Here is a 14327-nt window from a genome sequence, read left to right as displayed (position 1 = left end):
GAGAGTGATAAGTCAACATTTGAAGTTTATTTTTCGGGGTTTCGATCAATTTTTCCCAGAAGATAGGCTGATGAATAATTCAAAACCCAAATAACTCCGATGAAAGATTTTAATACGCATTATCATCATCTTTTTCATAAGCTTTTTGGAGGGATGAGCGATGAAATGCTGGATCAAATTTTTAAAATAGGTACTAAAAAAGAACTGAATACCGGTGAATATCTTTTCCATCAGGGTGCCAAAGAAAACATCCTTTACATAGTACTTTCTGGTAGGCTAAGAGCGATTAAAGAAGATATCAGTGGAACCTTAATTTTGGGAGATATTGGAGAAGGAGAGCCGGTTGGAGAGTTTGCCTTATTTACCGGTGAGCCTAGAATGGCCTCAGTATTAGCGATTAGAAAATCAGTGGTTTTGGAATTTAATCAGGAAGAATACCTGACTTTGGTAGCCAAAAACCCATCCTTAGCGAATTCCTTGACAGGCTTTGTAATCAACAGACTTAGAAGAAACACATTTCAAAAAAACCAGTCAACTCCACCTAAAAACATTGCTCTTATCAACCTCCAGGCTGATCATGATTTAAGTCCTTGGACAGCAGATATGGAAACCTTTTTTAGGGAAAATCAAATTCCGGTTCAGGTGTTTGATTATGATTCTCAGGCAGAGCATGCTGATCAGACATTCTTCGATTCACTGGAGCAGTATGAGGGAATCAACATTTTGGTCTGTAGTGAAACCCACCCTGAATGGTCTCACCAATGCATGGTCTATGCGGACTTGGTAATTTTGGCCACTGATTTCAAGGCAGATCCTCAAATCTATCCTATAGAAAAGGAGCTAGAACTCTATTCACAAAGTATCCTCAATAAAAAGATATATCTATTGATGTTGCATCCTCAAGATGCACCAATGCCAGAATCTACTTCCAATTGGCTAGAAAATAGGGATATCAATCTGCATATCCATGTGAGACAAGGGAATGGAAGAGATATCCGCAGGTTCTGTAGAATTATTACCAATACCGCTGTAGGCTTGGTCTTGGGCGGAGGAGGAGCCAAGGGTTATGCCCACCTTGGGGTAGTTAAGGCATTGCAGGAAAGAGGGATAGAAATAGACTTCCTGGGTGGTACTAGTGCAGGCGCGATATACGGTATTACCATGAGCTATGCTGATTTTGATTTTGATAAAATTGAAGAAATCACTCAGGTGGCTGTAAAATCCAAACTGACTTCCAATGATATGGCTTTGCCTATGATTTCCTTTTTAAGTGGAAAAAAAATCCAGCGCTTCGCCAAAACTCTTTTCAAAAATTATGACATGGAGGACATATGGATTAATTCCTACTGTGTGTCTACCAATTTTTCCAGAGCTACAACCAAAATCCACGAAAGAGGACTTCTCTGGAAGCAAATCATGGCCAGTATCGCGATTCCGGGAGTTTTTCCTCCTGTCGTTATTGATCAATATTTACATGTGGACGGGGCGGTAATGGATAATTTGCCGATAGAGCCCATGTATAAATATCCGGTATCCAAAATTATTGCCGTTTCCTTGTCAGGCTTGCCAGACCGCAAGGTGGATTATGAGGATTCACCGAATGGTTGGGCCGTTTTCATGGACAGGTTTAGAAAAAAGAAACGCTTTAAAATTCCCGGTATAGGTTCATTGATTATCAATTCACTTACGCTGAATTCCTTGCAAAAACAGGAAGTAACCAAGTCCAAAGTTTCCCATTATTTCGAATTGAATCTGAAAGGAATTGGCTTTATGGATGATAGAAAGTGGAAGCAAATTCTCCAAAAAGGATATGATCAGACCAATGAGTATTTGGAAAGTTTGCCGAAGGAAGAGCGGTTTTGGGATAAAAACAAAGAAGAGGAATTCGTATAAGGGAACTTTGAAATAAGAGAATAAATAAATCTCAAAATAAAATTCTAAATTCCCTGATGAAGCATTTCATCTGTATCATTGGAGTTTTAGGTCTTTTCTTTTCATGTAATACAAAGAAAGACATCTCTTTAGAGGAGCTCACGATTTCTCAAATCCATGAGGCCTATAAAAACGGAGACTATACAGCGGAGGATCTGGTCAGAGCCTATATCTATCGCATAGAGGAAAACGATTCTGCGATCAATTCCATTTCTGAGATCAATCCCGTGGCAATTGGAAGAGCAAGAGCCTTGGACGCAGAATTTGCAGCGACAGGAAATTTGCGCCCCTTGCACGGAATTCCAGTAATTGTCAAGGACAACATCAACACCATTGGTCTGCCAACTAGCGCTGGTACCTTGGCCTTGAAGGACTTTTATCCTGAAACGGATGCTTTTATCATTCAAAAACTGGAAGAGGCGGGAGCTATCGTATTGGCTAAATCCAATATGGCAGAGTGGGCTTTTAGCCCTATGCATTCTGAAAGTTCCACTAAAGGCATCACTAGAAATCCCTACAATTTAGATCATGTACCTGCAGGATCAAGTGGTGGAACAGGTGCTGCTGTTGCTGCAAATTTTGGAACTTTGGGGATTGGTACGGATACAGGAAATTCCATCAGGGGTCCTTCTTCTCATAATGCTTTGGTAGGTTTTCGAACTAGCTTAGGGTTAATTAGCAGGGAAGGCATTGTTCCGCTTTATTTAAGAAATGATGTCGTAGGCCCCATGTGTCGCACAGTTGAAGACGCCACTCGCATGCTGGATATCATGGCTGGAAAAGATCCCAAAGACCCGATTACCAATTTTTCCGAAGGGAAAATTCCTGAATCCTATATGGACTTTTTAGACAAGAATGGCCTTCAAGGAGCTAGAATTGGTGTTTTTAGGACCTTGAGTGAAAATAAAGTACATCCTGAAATTTCAGACCTTTTCAATCAAGCATTGAAAGATATGGCTGGCTTGGGAGCTGTAATTGTAGATTCGGTGGAGGTAGAAAATTTTCAAGAGCTTAGACAAAATCAGTGGTGCGCAGATTTTCGAAAAGATCTGGAGGAATTTTTAGCTGAATATGTCAAACGCGATACTTTGTCAAGATTGGAGGATGTAGTAAGAATAGGCACCAAGTCTGATTTTGCAAGGACCAGAATAGAAATGTTTATCACCAATTTAGGCAGAGGGCAAAATTCAGAGGTCCCTTGCGGAGATGCTTTCACGGACGTGAAAAGGGTAGCTTTTCGGGAAGCAATTGAAAAAACCATGGACTCTTTGAATCTTGATGTCTTGGTTTATCCGAGCTGGAACCAACCTGCTGCCACCATCGCTAATTTTCAGGAAGAATATAAGGGTGACAACTCTCAAATCATTGCACCGCATACTGGGCAGCCTGCCTTTACTGTACCTATGGGTTTTTTGTCGGGGAATTTGCCGGCAGGAATTCAGTTTTTGGGAAGGGTATTTGATGAAAAAACCTTAGTAAAGCTAACCTATGCTTATGAGCAAGGAACCAAACACAGAAAGGCGCCGAATTAAGTTCTATTCCTATCTTTGAGGCATGTTGAAGGAAATCGGCATTTTGATTCAAAAAGAAATCACCTTAGAGTGGAGGCAAAAATATGCCCTCAACGGAATACTGCTATATGTGATTTCAGCTGTTTTTATTACCTACTTAAGTGTAGGAGCTAAGATGGGTAACCTTTCGGTACCTACCTGGAATGCATTGTATTGGATTATTATTCTTTTTTCTGCAGTCAATGCAGTGGCGAAAAGTTTTGTACAAGAGCATCAGGGAAGGCAATTATACTACTACATGATTGCATCGCCTGAAGCGATCATCCTTTCAAAAATTATTTATAACACCGGCCTAACCCTGATTTTGGCCTTGCTGGGTTATGGGGTTTTCTCGGTGATTCTGGGTAACCCTGTGCAGGATCAGGGTTTGTTCTTATTGAATTTAGTCTTGGGAGCCATGGGCTTTTCCGCAAGTTTGACAATGGTCTCTGGTATAGCTTCCAAAGCCGGAAATAATGCCACTCTGATGGCAATTTTGAGTTTCCCGGTGATCATCCCCATATTGCTAATGGCTATCAGAATTTCCAAAAATGCCTTGGATGGATTGGATTGGTCCGTGAGCGTAGATAAGCTTTTGAGCCTTTTTGCAATTAATGCCATTGTGGCGGCAGCAGGCTATATTTTGTTTCCTTATTTGTGGAAAAGTTAAGAAAGTCAAAAGGCTAAAGTGAGAAGGCTGAAAGGGCTCACGCTTAATTAATGGCTTCCTTTCTTATTGAAATTGGCTTGATTTAAAAAATAATCTGATTATCCGCAATCATGCCAGTTGCCTTATTTTCCTTGCTTGACTGGTTGGAAGACCGATGACCGAAGACCGAAGCTTCCGGATTCTGATCCTTTCAGCCGACAATAAGCCATTTTTTTGTCAATACTGGTAAAAAAGCGGATATCCAAAAAATAAAAAAGCCTCCCCATCGCAGGAGAGGCTTTATAATCTTAGATTTTTTCAGAATTCAAACTTCTAAATTCATACTTATTTCAGGCTTCCTATCATATCCTCAGGCTTCACCCACTCGTCAAACTGTTCGGAAGTAAGAAGTCCCAAAGCAATGGCTGCTTCACGTAAGCTAGTACCCTCTTTATGCGCTTTTTTAGCAATAGCTGCTGCATTTTCATAGCCGATATGTGTATTCAATGCGGTTACCAGCATCAGAGAGTTTTCCAAATGACGCTGAATCATTGGCGTATTTGGTTCGATTCCCACAGCACAGTTGTCATTGAAGGAAACACAGGCATCACCGATCAATCTTGCAGACTGAAGGAAGTTGGCGGCGATCATTGGCTTGAATACGTTTAGCTCGAAGTGTCCATTGGAACCTCCAATTGATATGGCTACGTCATTTCCCATCACTTGAGCGGCCACCATGGTCATGGCTTCCACTTGAGTTGGGTTGACTTTTCCTGGCATAATGGAAGATCCTGGCTCGTTTTCAGGGATTAGAATCTCACCGATTCCTGATCTTGGGCCTGAAGATAGCATTCGGATATCATTAGCAATTTTCATTAGGGAAACGGCCAATTGTTTTAGGGCTCCGTGAGCCTCTACCATTCCGTCATGGGCGGCTAATGCTTCAAATTTATTTGGTGCCGTCACAAAAGGCTGACCCGCGAATTCAGCAATTTTCTTTGCTACTAATTCTGAATACCCTTTTGGAGTGTTGAGGCCTGTTCCAACAGCTGTACCGCCTAATGCCAATTCAGATAAATGGCTTAAGGTATTTTTCAAAGCTCTCAAGCCATGATCCAATTGAGCCACATATCCGCTAAACTCCTGTCCCAATGTCAATGGAGTTGCGTCCATAAAGTGAGTTCTACCTATTTTCACCACATCTTTGAAGGCTTTTGCTTTTGCGTCTAAGGTATCTCTCAATTTTTGCACACCAGGAATAGTGGTTTCGACCACCATTTTATATGCAGCGATGTGCATAGCTGTTGGATAGGTGTCATTAGAAGACTGGGACTTGTTGACGTCGTCGTTAGGGTGGATTTTTTTCTTTTCATCTTCCAAAGAACCCCCCATGAGCACGTGTGCTCTATAGGCGATGACCTCATTGGAGTTCATATTGGACTGAGTACCGGAACCAGTCTGCCAAACCACCAATGGAAACTGATCATCCAGTTTACCGGCAAGAATTTCATCACAAACCTTAGAAATCACATCGGCTTTTTCTTGGGAAAGCACGCTGAGTTCCGCATTGGTCTGAGCAGCTGCTTTTTTCAAAATGGCAAATGCCTGAATAATTTCAATTGGCATCCGGTTTTTTTCACCGCCGATTTTGAAATTATTAATGGAACGTTGGGTTTGTGCACCCCAGTATTTGTCCGCAGGCACCTCTACAGGTCCCATGGTGTCTTTTTCTATTCGAATGCTCATGCTATAGGATTTATCGAGTTCATAATTCAGGCCGCTAAAATAATTCTAAAAGCCCTTTTTCCCTAGATAAGAAGGATTTAATCCTTGATTTGTAAGTTGATCAACTGATGAAATTCCTTTCGCGAGATCTTAACCTGACGATGAAAGAAAAAAAGCGCCAAGGCATAATTCAGAACTGCCAAAACTAAGCAAATGCTTCCATTCAAAAGATTTTGAGCTAATCCGAAGAAAAAGGCTGAAAAAGCCAAGAGGATGATGCTCCAGAAAACCACAAAAAAGAGAGCTCCTGGAAAAAGCTTATATTCCAAAAATAAGATAGAACCTCTGGCAGTATCCTCCACTTCCCCCAGAATCAAAGGAAGGAAAGTATTGCTTCGATTGATGACTCTGGAAATTCGAAAACTGTTTTTTCCCACAATTCCATTAAAAGCCACATTTTTGGAGCTTTCAGTTCTTTTATCTAAAAAGTTGACCTCCAACGTTTTTTTAGAAATATGTTCCATGACCTCTTCCTTAGAAAGTGCGCTGACTAAAGTTTCGCTTTGAAAGGGAATGAAGTTCATGTTTAATTAACTAAATGTAGTCGATTGGGTTATCACTTTGTGAAAAAGTCTCCAATCAAAATTAAGATCTTTCAGCCCAATCCTCAGGAAATCATCGAAAAAATGTATTTTCCTATTGAGGTTAATAAAGACGCTGTTGTGGAAAAAGTTTGGAGAATCGGAGGGGAAAATGGCTGGTATTTTGGGACAAAATTATGGAAAATCAGGGGGCTTCTAGATCAATTGACAGGAGGAATAGGCTTTAGAAAAGGGAGAATATCGGCCACTGAATTGAAAAAAGGGGATCCAATTGACTTTTGGAAAGTTTGTCAGGCAGATAAAAGAGAGGGAATTTTAGAATTGGAGGCAGAAATGAATTTGCCGGGCAAAGTTTTTTTGGAGTGGAAGATAGGCTACAATGAGCTGATCCAAACTGTGCGTTTTTATCCTGAGGGAAAATGGGGACGCTATTATTGGAAAATAGTGAAGCCTGTTCACCGCTGGATTTTCCTAAATATGGGAAAGGAAATTGCCAAAGGGTAAACAGGCTTGACAGATTTTATTTCACCGCAACGCAAGAAATCTCAACATTCACATGTTTAGGCAATCGACTTACCTCCACTGTTTCTCTCGCTGGAGGGTTGTTTTTAAAATATTGACCATAGGCATCATTGATGACACCAAACTGATCCATGTTTTGAATAAATATGGTGCACTTGACCACATCGGAGAAACTAAAGTTGGCGGCTCTTAACACCGCTTCCAGATTTTTCATGACCGCATGTGTTTCTTCTGTAATATTCTCGTTGATTAAGTCGCCAGTTTCTGCATCCAGTGCTATTTGACCAGAAACATATAGGGTATTTCCAGCTAGAACTGCTTGAGAATATGGACCGATTGGAGCTGGAGCTTCTTTGGTAAAAATGATCGTGTTAGGCATGGGGATTTGGGTTTTTGGAGAAGTACAAAGGTAAGGTTTGTGGAGGAATTTACGATTTTTGAGTTACGAATTACGAGGGGAATAGGGACTTTTAAGGCTTTTTTAGCAATTGATGGCTTTTTAACTCTAATCGCAAAGGAGCCGAGTAGGCAAAGAAAATCACAAAGATAACTCATATTCCCTTTTGATTTTTTTCCAGGATGATTTGGATTTAATAGTATAATTTGAGTACAAGATTTTCATTTGAAAGGTGAAAACTTGGTTGGAAAATAACTCACTAACCAATAACTACTCCAGATCTAGGATATTTTTCTACCACATAGAGATGATAGAAAACATAGTTTTTAACTCTTTGCGACTTCTTTTCTTTGCGGGAGATAAAATCGCCATGCCTTAGCGAGCTATTTATTTAAACCACATAGGATTCACAATAGCACACATAGGTTTGAAAATAACTCACTAACCAATAACTCTTAACTACTCTAGTTCTAGGATATTTTTCTACTACATAGAGATGATAGAAAACATAGTTTTTAAAAACACTTTGCCACTTCTTTTCTTTGCAGGAGATTAAATAGCTGCGCCGTTGCGAGCAAATTAGGATATCCTACTCCAATTCATGGCCGTTTTCTTCTGCTGCCTAACTTGCCTTAAGATCGGCGCATTCTCAGGCAATGCTAAATTCGGATCATTCGCTAAAATCTGTTGAGCAGCATCCCTCGCCAAAGTCAAAATTGGGGCATCTTTACTTAAATCCGCGATCAACAAATCCGTAACTCCACTTTGCTGTGTTCCCATCAAATCTCCCGGCCCCCTCAGCCTCAAATCTACATCTGCTATCTCAAATCCATCATTGGTTCTAACCATGGTCTCCAGTCTAACCCTAGAATCCTTGCTTAGCTCGTACTTACTCATCAAAATGCAATAACTCTGCTCGGCACCTCTACCCACCCGACCTCTCAACTGATGGAGCTGAGACAAGCCAAATCGCTCTGCATTTTCAATCACCATTACAGAAGCATTTGGAACATTCACGCCTACTTCAATCACTGTAGTGGCAACCATGATTTTGGTTTCCCCCTTCACGAAACGTTGCATTTCATAATCTTTGGCATCTGACTTCATGGATCCATGAACAATGCTCAGTGGATATTGTGGAAATGCACGGGCTATACTTTCATAGCCATCCATCAAGGACTTTAGATCTAAAGTTTCTGAATCTTCTATCAAAGGGTAAACAATGTATACCTGTCTCCCTTTTTGAATTTCCTGATTGATAAAACCAAATACTTTTAAGCGGTCTTTATCATATCGATGCACTGTTTGTATTGGTTTTCTTCCGGCAGGTAATTCATCAATCACCGACACATCCAAATCTCCATAAAGGGTCATCGCCAAAGTCCTGGGAATTGGCGTTGCAGTCATGACTAACACATGGGGGAGAAATTCCTCATTTTTTGCCCAAAGCTTCGCTCTTTGAGCTACTCCAAAGCGATGCTGCTCATCTACAATGGCCAAACCCAAATTTTGAAACTGTACTATATCTTCCAACAATGCATGGGTTCCAATGAGAATTTTCAATTCGCCCGACAGCAGTTCTTCATGTATTATTTTCCTGGCTGATTTTTTAACAGAGCCGGTGAGGATTGCGATTTTCAAACCCATCATATCCGCAAACTCTTTCAGGCCCTCATAATGCTGATTTGCCAAAATCTCAGTTGGAGCCATCAAACATGCCTGTGCACCGGAACTGATCGCTATCAACATACAAATAAAAGCGACCATGGTCTTTCCACTTCCTACATCTCCCTGTACCAGGCGATTCATCTGCTTACCTGACTTAAGATCATGATAGGCCTCTCGAATAACACGCTTTTGTGCATTGGTTAATTCAAAAGGAATATGATTTTGGTAGAAATCAGTCAACAATTCCGTGTTGTCCAAAACTTGTCCCTTGAACTTTTCAGTTCTGGCAACTTTCATCATCAAAAGCCTCAACTGTAAAAAGAAAAACTCTTCGAACTTTAGGCGTTTCCTGGCTCGGTGTAAAAGGCCTGGCTCCGATGGAAAATGTATTTCCTTAACAGCTTCTCTTTTTCCAATCAGTTGATATTGTTGAAGGATCTCCTGAGGAAGTGTTTCCTGAATATGAGGATAGCAGGCCTGCACCAACTGCTCCATGATTTTGGAAATCCCTCTACTATCCAAAAAGCGGGCTCTCAGCTTTTCCGTAGTTGAATAAACCGGCTGAAAATTATTTCTCTTTTCCGAAGCTTGGGATAGTGGTTCCATCTCTGGATGGGCGATACTCCATTTTCTCCCAAACTGAGCAGGCTTTCCAAAAAATATGAATACCGCCCCAGTTGGCAATTTCTTTTGGACCCATTGAATTCCCTTAAACCAAGTCATTTCCATTTCTCCGGTTTCATCAGCCACATGAGCTACCAGTCGCCTTTTTCCGCCCATTCCAATCAGCTCCACTTTCAAAATCCGGGCGATTACTTGGACATTTTCTAACTCCTCATGGAGCTCCCGGATTTTATAAAACTTGCTTCTATCTTCGTAGCGAAAAGGGTAATGCTGTAACAAATCTCCATAAGAAAAAATTGAAAGCTCCTTATTCAGCAAATCCGCCCGTTGGGGACCAACACCTTTTAGAAATTCAATTTTTGTGTCGAAAAATCCGGACAAGAGATTCTGGTTTTAGAGGAAAGCAAATTAAATCGGGTAAGCATCAAAAGCCAAGTTTTTGACTAAAATTGTCAGGTCCTACTGGTTTAAAGACAAACTTTATTTCCTATCTCTTCAAGAATCTTTCTTTTGGCTTGCTGATCTTTTAAAAAGATCATCTGATTTTTCGCTCTGTGAAGATTTTGCTCGGGGTACTTTACCTTATAATAGACATTCCCCATCAAATGATCCGTAAAAAATCTCAATCCCATGATACAAGTCATGATTTCTCCTGCCAATAGCAATGACTCTTTTTCCGCTGAAGTTGCAATACTTCTAATTCCTGACCAATACCCTTTTAGAAGCTCTTCATAAACGTCAATATTCAAATGGATAGCCGGCCAATTGATACTTGTTTCGGATACCGAGCAGCCAACTGTACGAATCAGGTCTCCCAAATCATAAAGCAGATATCCTGGCATTAAGGTATCCAAGTCGATCAAGGCTTTCACATTTTGAGCATTTTCAGAAAAAATCAAATTATTGATCTTGGTGTCATTATGGGTTAAGCGTAAGGGAAGATTGGAGATCCAGGATTTGTAAGCCTCCACTAAGGGCTTTTGGTTGATATAAAACATCAAAATTGACTGTTCCTCTTCATTAAGGTTTTGCTTTGAACTAGCCACCTCCAAAAACCTCTCATACCGCAAGTCCAACCGATGAAAATTGGGAATAGTTTCCTGATAAAGACTGAGGTCAACATCCTTCGCCCAGGATGCGAAAAATCCATACGCTTCCCCCGCAACATATGCCTGCTCTTTACTTTCGATTTCTTGAATAGTGGTGCCCTGAACAAAATCAAAAAGCCGATAGAGTTTCCCTTCCCAGTCTATCATATTTTTTCCTTCAGCAGACTTTAAAGGCAGAGGAAGATCATATTGAAATGGATGACTGTCTCTATATTCAGCCAGCAAGCTTAAATTGGAGGATATTCTTTCCGGGAATTGAAATACTTCCCGATTAAAGGCTTGGAGAACAAATAAACCTTCTGGAGTATTCAATAAAAAAGTCTGATGAATCAAACCCTCTCCCAATTCAGTGAGGGTAGCTTTGGAAATAGGTCCTAATTCATATTCCTTAAAAATGGCTGTAAAGAGTGCTTCATTCATAGTTTGAAAATACAACAGATCCCATTTTAGACATTGAATTCAGGAAATTTTATCAAAAGAGCGAAAATTTTTAATGTTTTTAAAATTTATTAAAAAAGCCAGAAGGCATTTTAATAAATTTTTTGTTATTTGGGCGAATTAAATAAACCCATCACCCATGAATGTCAGCACTTTAGACTGGGCCATCATTGCAGCCTTCTTTATCATATCCCTTTTGATAGGGATTTTCACTTCCAAAAAAGCCGGAAGCTCAGCAAAAGAATTCTTCCTTTCCGGGAGAAATATGCCTTGGTGGCTATTGGGGGTATCAATGGTAGCGACCACCTTTTCAGCAGACACTCCCAACTTGGTTACCGATATAGTCAGAAAAAACGGAGTAGGAGGTAACTGGGCCTGGTGGGCATTTTTGTTAACAGGGATGCTTACGGTATTTGTGTATGCAAAACTTTGGAGAAGATCCGAGGTCACCACCGATTTGGAATTTTATGAATTGAGATACTCTGGAAAAGGTGCTGCTTTCCTGAGAGCTTTCAGAGCATTGTATTTGGGTATTTTCTTTAATGTAGTCATTATGGCTACGGTATCATTGGCTGCGATCAAAATCGGTGGAGTGATGTTGGGGCTTTCTCCCGTACAGACTCTTTTGATAGCCTCAGTGGTTACGGTGATTTACAGTTCTTTGGGAGGTCTGAAAGGCGTTTTATTGACAGATTTCTTTCAGTTTTTTATAGCCATGATAGGTTCATTTGGAGCCGCTTATTTTATCTTGGATTTACCAGAAATTGGCTCTCTGAATAATCTTTTGGCACATGAAAATGTGGTAGACAAATTGGATTTTGTTCCGGACTTCACAGATCCCAATGTGTATATTCCTTTATTCATCCTTCCGATTGCAATTCAATGGTGGGCCACTTGGTATCCAGGAGCTGAGCCAGGTGGCGGTGGCTATATCGCCCAGCGTATGCTTTCGGCAAAAGATGAAAAAAATGCCGTAGGTGCTACTTTATTTTTCAATATTGCCCATTATGCCATGAGACCTTGGCCTTGGATATTAATAGCCCTTTCCTCATTGGTGATTTTCCCTAACATATCTGATATGCAGGAGGCATTCCCTCAGATTCCGGTGGATAAATTAGGAGATGATTTAGCTTATTCAGCCATGCTTACTTTCCTTCCTACAGGCCTAATCGGAATTGTATTGGCTTCATTGATTGCCGCGGTCATGTCAACTCTTTCGACACACCTTAACTGGGGATCCTCATATATCGTGAATGATTTTTATCTCCGTTTTGTAAAGCCGGAAGCTTCTGATAAAGAATTGGTAGCTGTGGGTAGGATTTCCACGGTAGGATTAATGGTATTGTCAGCATTCTTGGCTTTAGCACTTTCTTCTGCTTTGGATGCGTTTAACATTCTGCTCCAAATCGGTGCGGGTACCGGCTTGATATTTATACTTCGTTGGTTTTGGTGGAGAATCAACGCTTACACAGAGATTTCTGCTATGGCCATTTCATTTGTAGTAGCCATATTTTTTGAGGTAATCAATCCTAAAGTCAACTGGATTTTAATTCCTGAAAATCAAGCTTACCTCAAACTCATCTACTCAGTTTCCATCACAACTGTAGGCTGGTTATTGGTTACTTTCCTGACTCAACCGGAAAAGGACGAGGTATTACTCAGCTTTTATAGAAAAGTATATCCGGCTGCTTATGGTTGGAAAAAAGTGTTGGATAGATATCCTGAGGAGAAGCAGACCGTTGGCCAACTTCCAAAAGAAATTGGTTTGATGCTGATTGGTTCCATCATGGTATACGCCGCATTATTTGCAACTGGCTTCTGGATCTACAGTGAGACCTTTCCAGCAATCATCGCTTCAGCAGTGGCAATAGTGGGTGGAGTGATAATTATTAAATCCTGGAAAAATCTGCGTTAATCCCGAAATTTCACTGAATTCATCAGGTGGGCCATGTCCACCTTGATGTATTCTATTACAGGTGCCAACGAATCATTTTTCATAGCTGTATTAAAATACAAGGCTCCACGAAGGAAATGCTCTGTGGAATCTGTAACAAAGAACTGAAATTGGGTAGGTACTTCTCCCTGTAATTCTGCCACGACACCCGTATATCCATTGGGCGTTACCAAGACCGACTCTTCGATTCCATAGGCTTTGATTTGATGCTTGGCTGTCAACTTAAAGGCATCCGTTGACAAAGTTCTGAAATCCTGAGTCTGGGTGATCGGCTTGTAGGTCAAGTGAACTTTAGCTCCAAAGTTCGGATAGCTTAAATTAATCCAATTTTTCTCCGCCAAATTAAAGGAATCTGGCTCAACTCTACTGTGAACGGATAACTCAAATTGATATGCATAATCACCTGATAGAGGCTGGTAGCTATGATTTGGTAAATCAATTCTATTATATCCTGGAGGTTTGGGAAGATAGTTTTCCTCACATCCCATTAGAGCAATTAAAAATATGCCAGCCAATACCATTCTCTTCATGCTTTAAAATTAGTCTTTTGAATTTGATTTGAACTTGGAATAATGGAAATTTAACATGTAACCAACCATAGTTTCCTATGAAAAAGACAATAAGTACCCTGATTTTCAGCCTAGCTGCAGGAATGATGATGCTGGCTTCAGGCTATGCGAATGCCCAAACTACCATGGAGGAGTTTGTGAGCAAATGGAACAACAGTAAGCAGTTTACGATTGATGTGTTAAATAAAATGCCTGACTCAGGAATGGATTACAAAACTGATCCGGATGCCATGAGTTTCAAGGAGCAAATTCATCATATTGGTTCTGCCATTGTAGGCATCTCGAAAGGATTCCTTGGAGGCGGAGATTTTGATTTTACAATCGATGTGGCAACCGCGTCAAAAGCTGAATTAGCAGATTATGTTGCCAAATGCTATGACTATGGAACAGCAACCGCCAAGGCATTAACACCCGAAAAAGCTGGGGAACAAATAGAGGTTTTTGGAAATAAAGTAACTCGAAGACAAGTTTTGGCCCTAATCATGGATCACAGCACTCATCATAGAGGAGCTGCCATTGCATACCTTAGAGCAAATGGTGTAGAGCCTCCTGCTTTTGTGGGATTTTAAATCAAAAGAGGCTGGTTTG

The 14327-nt window shown here is 40.6% G+C and carries 12 protein-coding genes; 6 read left to right on the top strand and 6 right to left on the bottom strand.

Going from position 1 to position 14327, the window contains the following annotated elements:
* Window positions 1-99 precede the first annotated feature (99 nt).
* The 3 genes from GYM62_RS17640 to GYM62_RS17630 are packed head-to-tail and all read left to right on the top strand — an operon-like array spanning window position 100 to window position 4152.
* A complete protein-coding gene (locus tag GYM62_RS17640; protein ID WP_144605937.1) occupies window positions 100-1893 on the top strand; it encodes a patatin-like phospholipase family protein in 1794 nt (597 codons plus the stop codon).
* Between the two features lie 56 nt (window positions 1894-1949).
* Window positions 1950-3464: an amidase gene (locus tag GYM62_RS17635; RefSeq protein WP_144605938.1), complete on the top strand. Its 1515-nt coding sequence runs from the start codon at window positions 1950-1952 to the stop codon at window positions 3462-3464.
* A gap of 22 nt (window positions 3465-3486) precedes the next feature.
* Window positions 3487-4152 (top strand): heme exporter protein CcmB, encoded by a 666-nt coding sequence (locus tag GYM62_RS17630; RefSeq protein ID WP_091653335.1) that lies wholly within the window; start codon window positions 3487-3489, stop codon window positions 4150-4152.
* A gap of 324 nt (window positions 4153-4476) precedes the next feature.
* Here the strand turns inward: GYM62_RS17630 and fumC are convergent, their stop codons facing one another.
* Window positions 4477-5877, bottom strand: coding sequence for a class II fumarate hydratase (fumC, locus tag GYM62_RS17625; RefSeq protein WP_219957369.1), 1401 nt, complete (start codon window positions 5875-5877; stop codon window positions 4477-4479).
* 77 nt (window positions 5878-5954) lie between these two features.
* Window positions 5955-6440: a hypothetical protein gene (locus GYM62_RS17620; RefSeq protein WP_144605940.1), complete on the bottom strand. Its 486-nt coding sequence runs from the start codon at window positions 6438-6440 to the stop codon at window positions 5955-5957.
* Window positions 6441-6542: 102 nt separating this feature from the next.
* On the opposite strand from GYM62_RS17620, the gene GYM62_RS17615 reads away from it, so the two are divergent.
* Entirely contained in the window at window positions 6543-6962 is a 420-nt protein-coding gene (locus GYM62_RS17615; RefSeq protein ID WP_219957368.1) for a DUF2867 domain-containing protein, read from the top strand.
* 16 nt (window positions 6963-6978) lie between these two features.
* On the opposite strand, the gene GYM62_RS17610 is transcribed toward GYM62_RS17615, so the two are convergent.
* The 3 genes from GYM62_RS17610 to GYM62_RS17600 form a co-directional block, all read right to left on the bottom strand.
* Window positions 6979-7359, bottom strand: a complete 381-nt coding sequence (locus tag GYM62_RS17610; RefSeq protein WP_144605942.1) for a RidA family protein — start codon at window positions 7357-7359, stop codon at window positions 6979-6981.
* Window positions 7360-7956: 597 nt separating this feature from the next.
* Window positions 7957-10050, bottom strand: a complete 2094-nt coding sequence (gene recG / locus GYM62_RS17605) for an ATP-dependent DNA helicase RecG (RefSeq protein WP_144605943.1) — start codon at window positions 10048-10050, stop codon at window positions 7957-7959.
* Between the two features lie 86 nt (window positions 10051-10136).
* Entirely contained in the window at window positions 10137-11198 is a 1062-nt protein-coding gene (locus tag GYM62_RS17600; RefSeq protein ID WP_144605944.1) for a phosphotransferase enzyme family protein, read from the bottom strand.
* Window positions 11199-11355: 157 nt separating this feature from the next.
* On the opposite strand from GYM62_RS17600, the gene GYM62_RS17595 reads away from it, so the two are divergent.
* The gene (locus tag GYM62_RS17595) at window positions 11356-13131 is read left to right on the top strand and encodes a sodium:solute symporter family protein (RefSeq protein ID WP_144605945.1); all 1776 of its coding nucleotides are present in this window, start codon (window positions 11356-11358) and stop codon (window positions 13129-13131) included.
* Here GYM62_RS17595 and gldD read toward each other — a convergent pair.
* Window positions 13128-13700 (bottom strand): gliding motility lipoprotein GldD, encoded by a 573-nt coding sequence (gene gldD / locus GYM62_RS17590; protein ID WP_144605946.1) that lies wholly within the window; start codon window positions 13698-13700, stop codon window positions 13128-13130. The two genes, GYM62_RS17595 and gldD, sit on opposite strands and share 4 nt — an antisense overlap.
* Before the next feature lie 77 nt (window positions 13701-13777).
* Here gldD and GYM62_RS17585 point away from each other — a divergent pair, with 77 nt between their 5' ends.
* Window positions 13778-14308 (top strand): DinB family protein, encoded by a 531-nt coding sequence (locus GYM62_RS17585; protein ID WP_091653350.1) that lies wholly within the window; start codon window positions 13778-13780, stop codon window positions 14306-14308.
* Window positions 14309-14327: the final 19 nt, after the last annotated feature.

It is taken from the genome of Algoriphagus sp. NBT04N3, from assembly GCF_019443765.1.
In the GTDB taxonomy this organism is placed as follows: Bacteria; Bacteroidota; Bacteroidia; order Cytophagales; family Cyclobacteriaceae; genus Algoriphagus; species Algoriphagus ornithinivorans.
This window is presented reverse-complemented; position numbering and strand designations above follow the sequence as displayed.

What these genes read in the sequence shown, in the direction of transcription:
- GYM62_RS17640 (WP_144605937.1), top strand. Translation starts at nt 100, where the DNA reads ATGAAAGATTTTAATACGCATTATCATCATCTTTTTCATAAGCTTTTT.
- GYM62_RS17615 (WP_219957368.1), top strand. Translation starts at nt 6,543, where the DNA reads ATGTATTTTCCTATTGAGGTTAATAAAGACGCTGTTGTGGAAAAAGTT.
- fumC (WP_219957369.1), bottom strand. Translation starts at nt 5,877, where the DNA reads ATGAGCATTCGAATAGAAAAAGACACCATGGGACCTGTAGAGGTGCCT.
- GYM62_RS17585 (WP_091653350.1), top strand. Translation starts at nt 13,778, where the DNA reads ATGAAAAAGACAATAAGTACCCTGATTTTCAGCCTAGCTGCAGGAATG.
- GYM62_RS17620 (WP_144605940.1), bottom strand. Translation starts at nt 6,440, where the DNA reads ATGAACTTCATTCCCTTTCAAAGCGAAACTTTAGTCAGCGCACTTTCT.
- GYM62_RS17595 (WP_144605945.1), top strand. Translation starts at nt 11,356, where the DNA reads ATGAATGTCAGCACTTTAGACTGGGCCATCATTGCAGCCTTCTTTATC.
- GYM62_RS17610 (WP_144605942.1), bottom strand. Translation starts at nt 7,359, where the DNA reads ATGCCTAACACGATCATTTTTACCAAAGAAGCTCCAGCTCCAATCGGT.
- gldD (WP_144605946.1), bottom strand. Translation starts at nt 13,700, where the DNA reads ATGAAGAGAATGGTATTGGCTGGCATATTTTTAATTGCTCTAATGGGA.
- GYM62_RS17600 (WP_144605944.1), bottom strand. Translation starts at nt 11,198, where the DNA reads ATGAATGAAGCACTCTTTACAGCCATTTTTAAGGAATATGAATTAGGA.
- GYM62_RS17630 (WP_091653335.1), top strand. Translation starts at nt 3,487, where the DNA reads ATGTTGAAGGAAATCGGCATTTTGATTCAAAAAGAAATCACCTTAGAG.
- GYM62_RS17635 (WP_144605938.1), top strand. Translation starts at nt 1,950, where the DNA reads ATGAAGCATTTCATCTGTATCATTGGAGTTTTAGGTCTTTTCTTTTCA.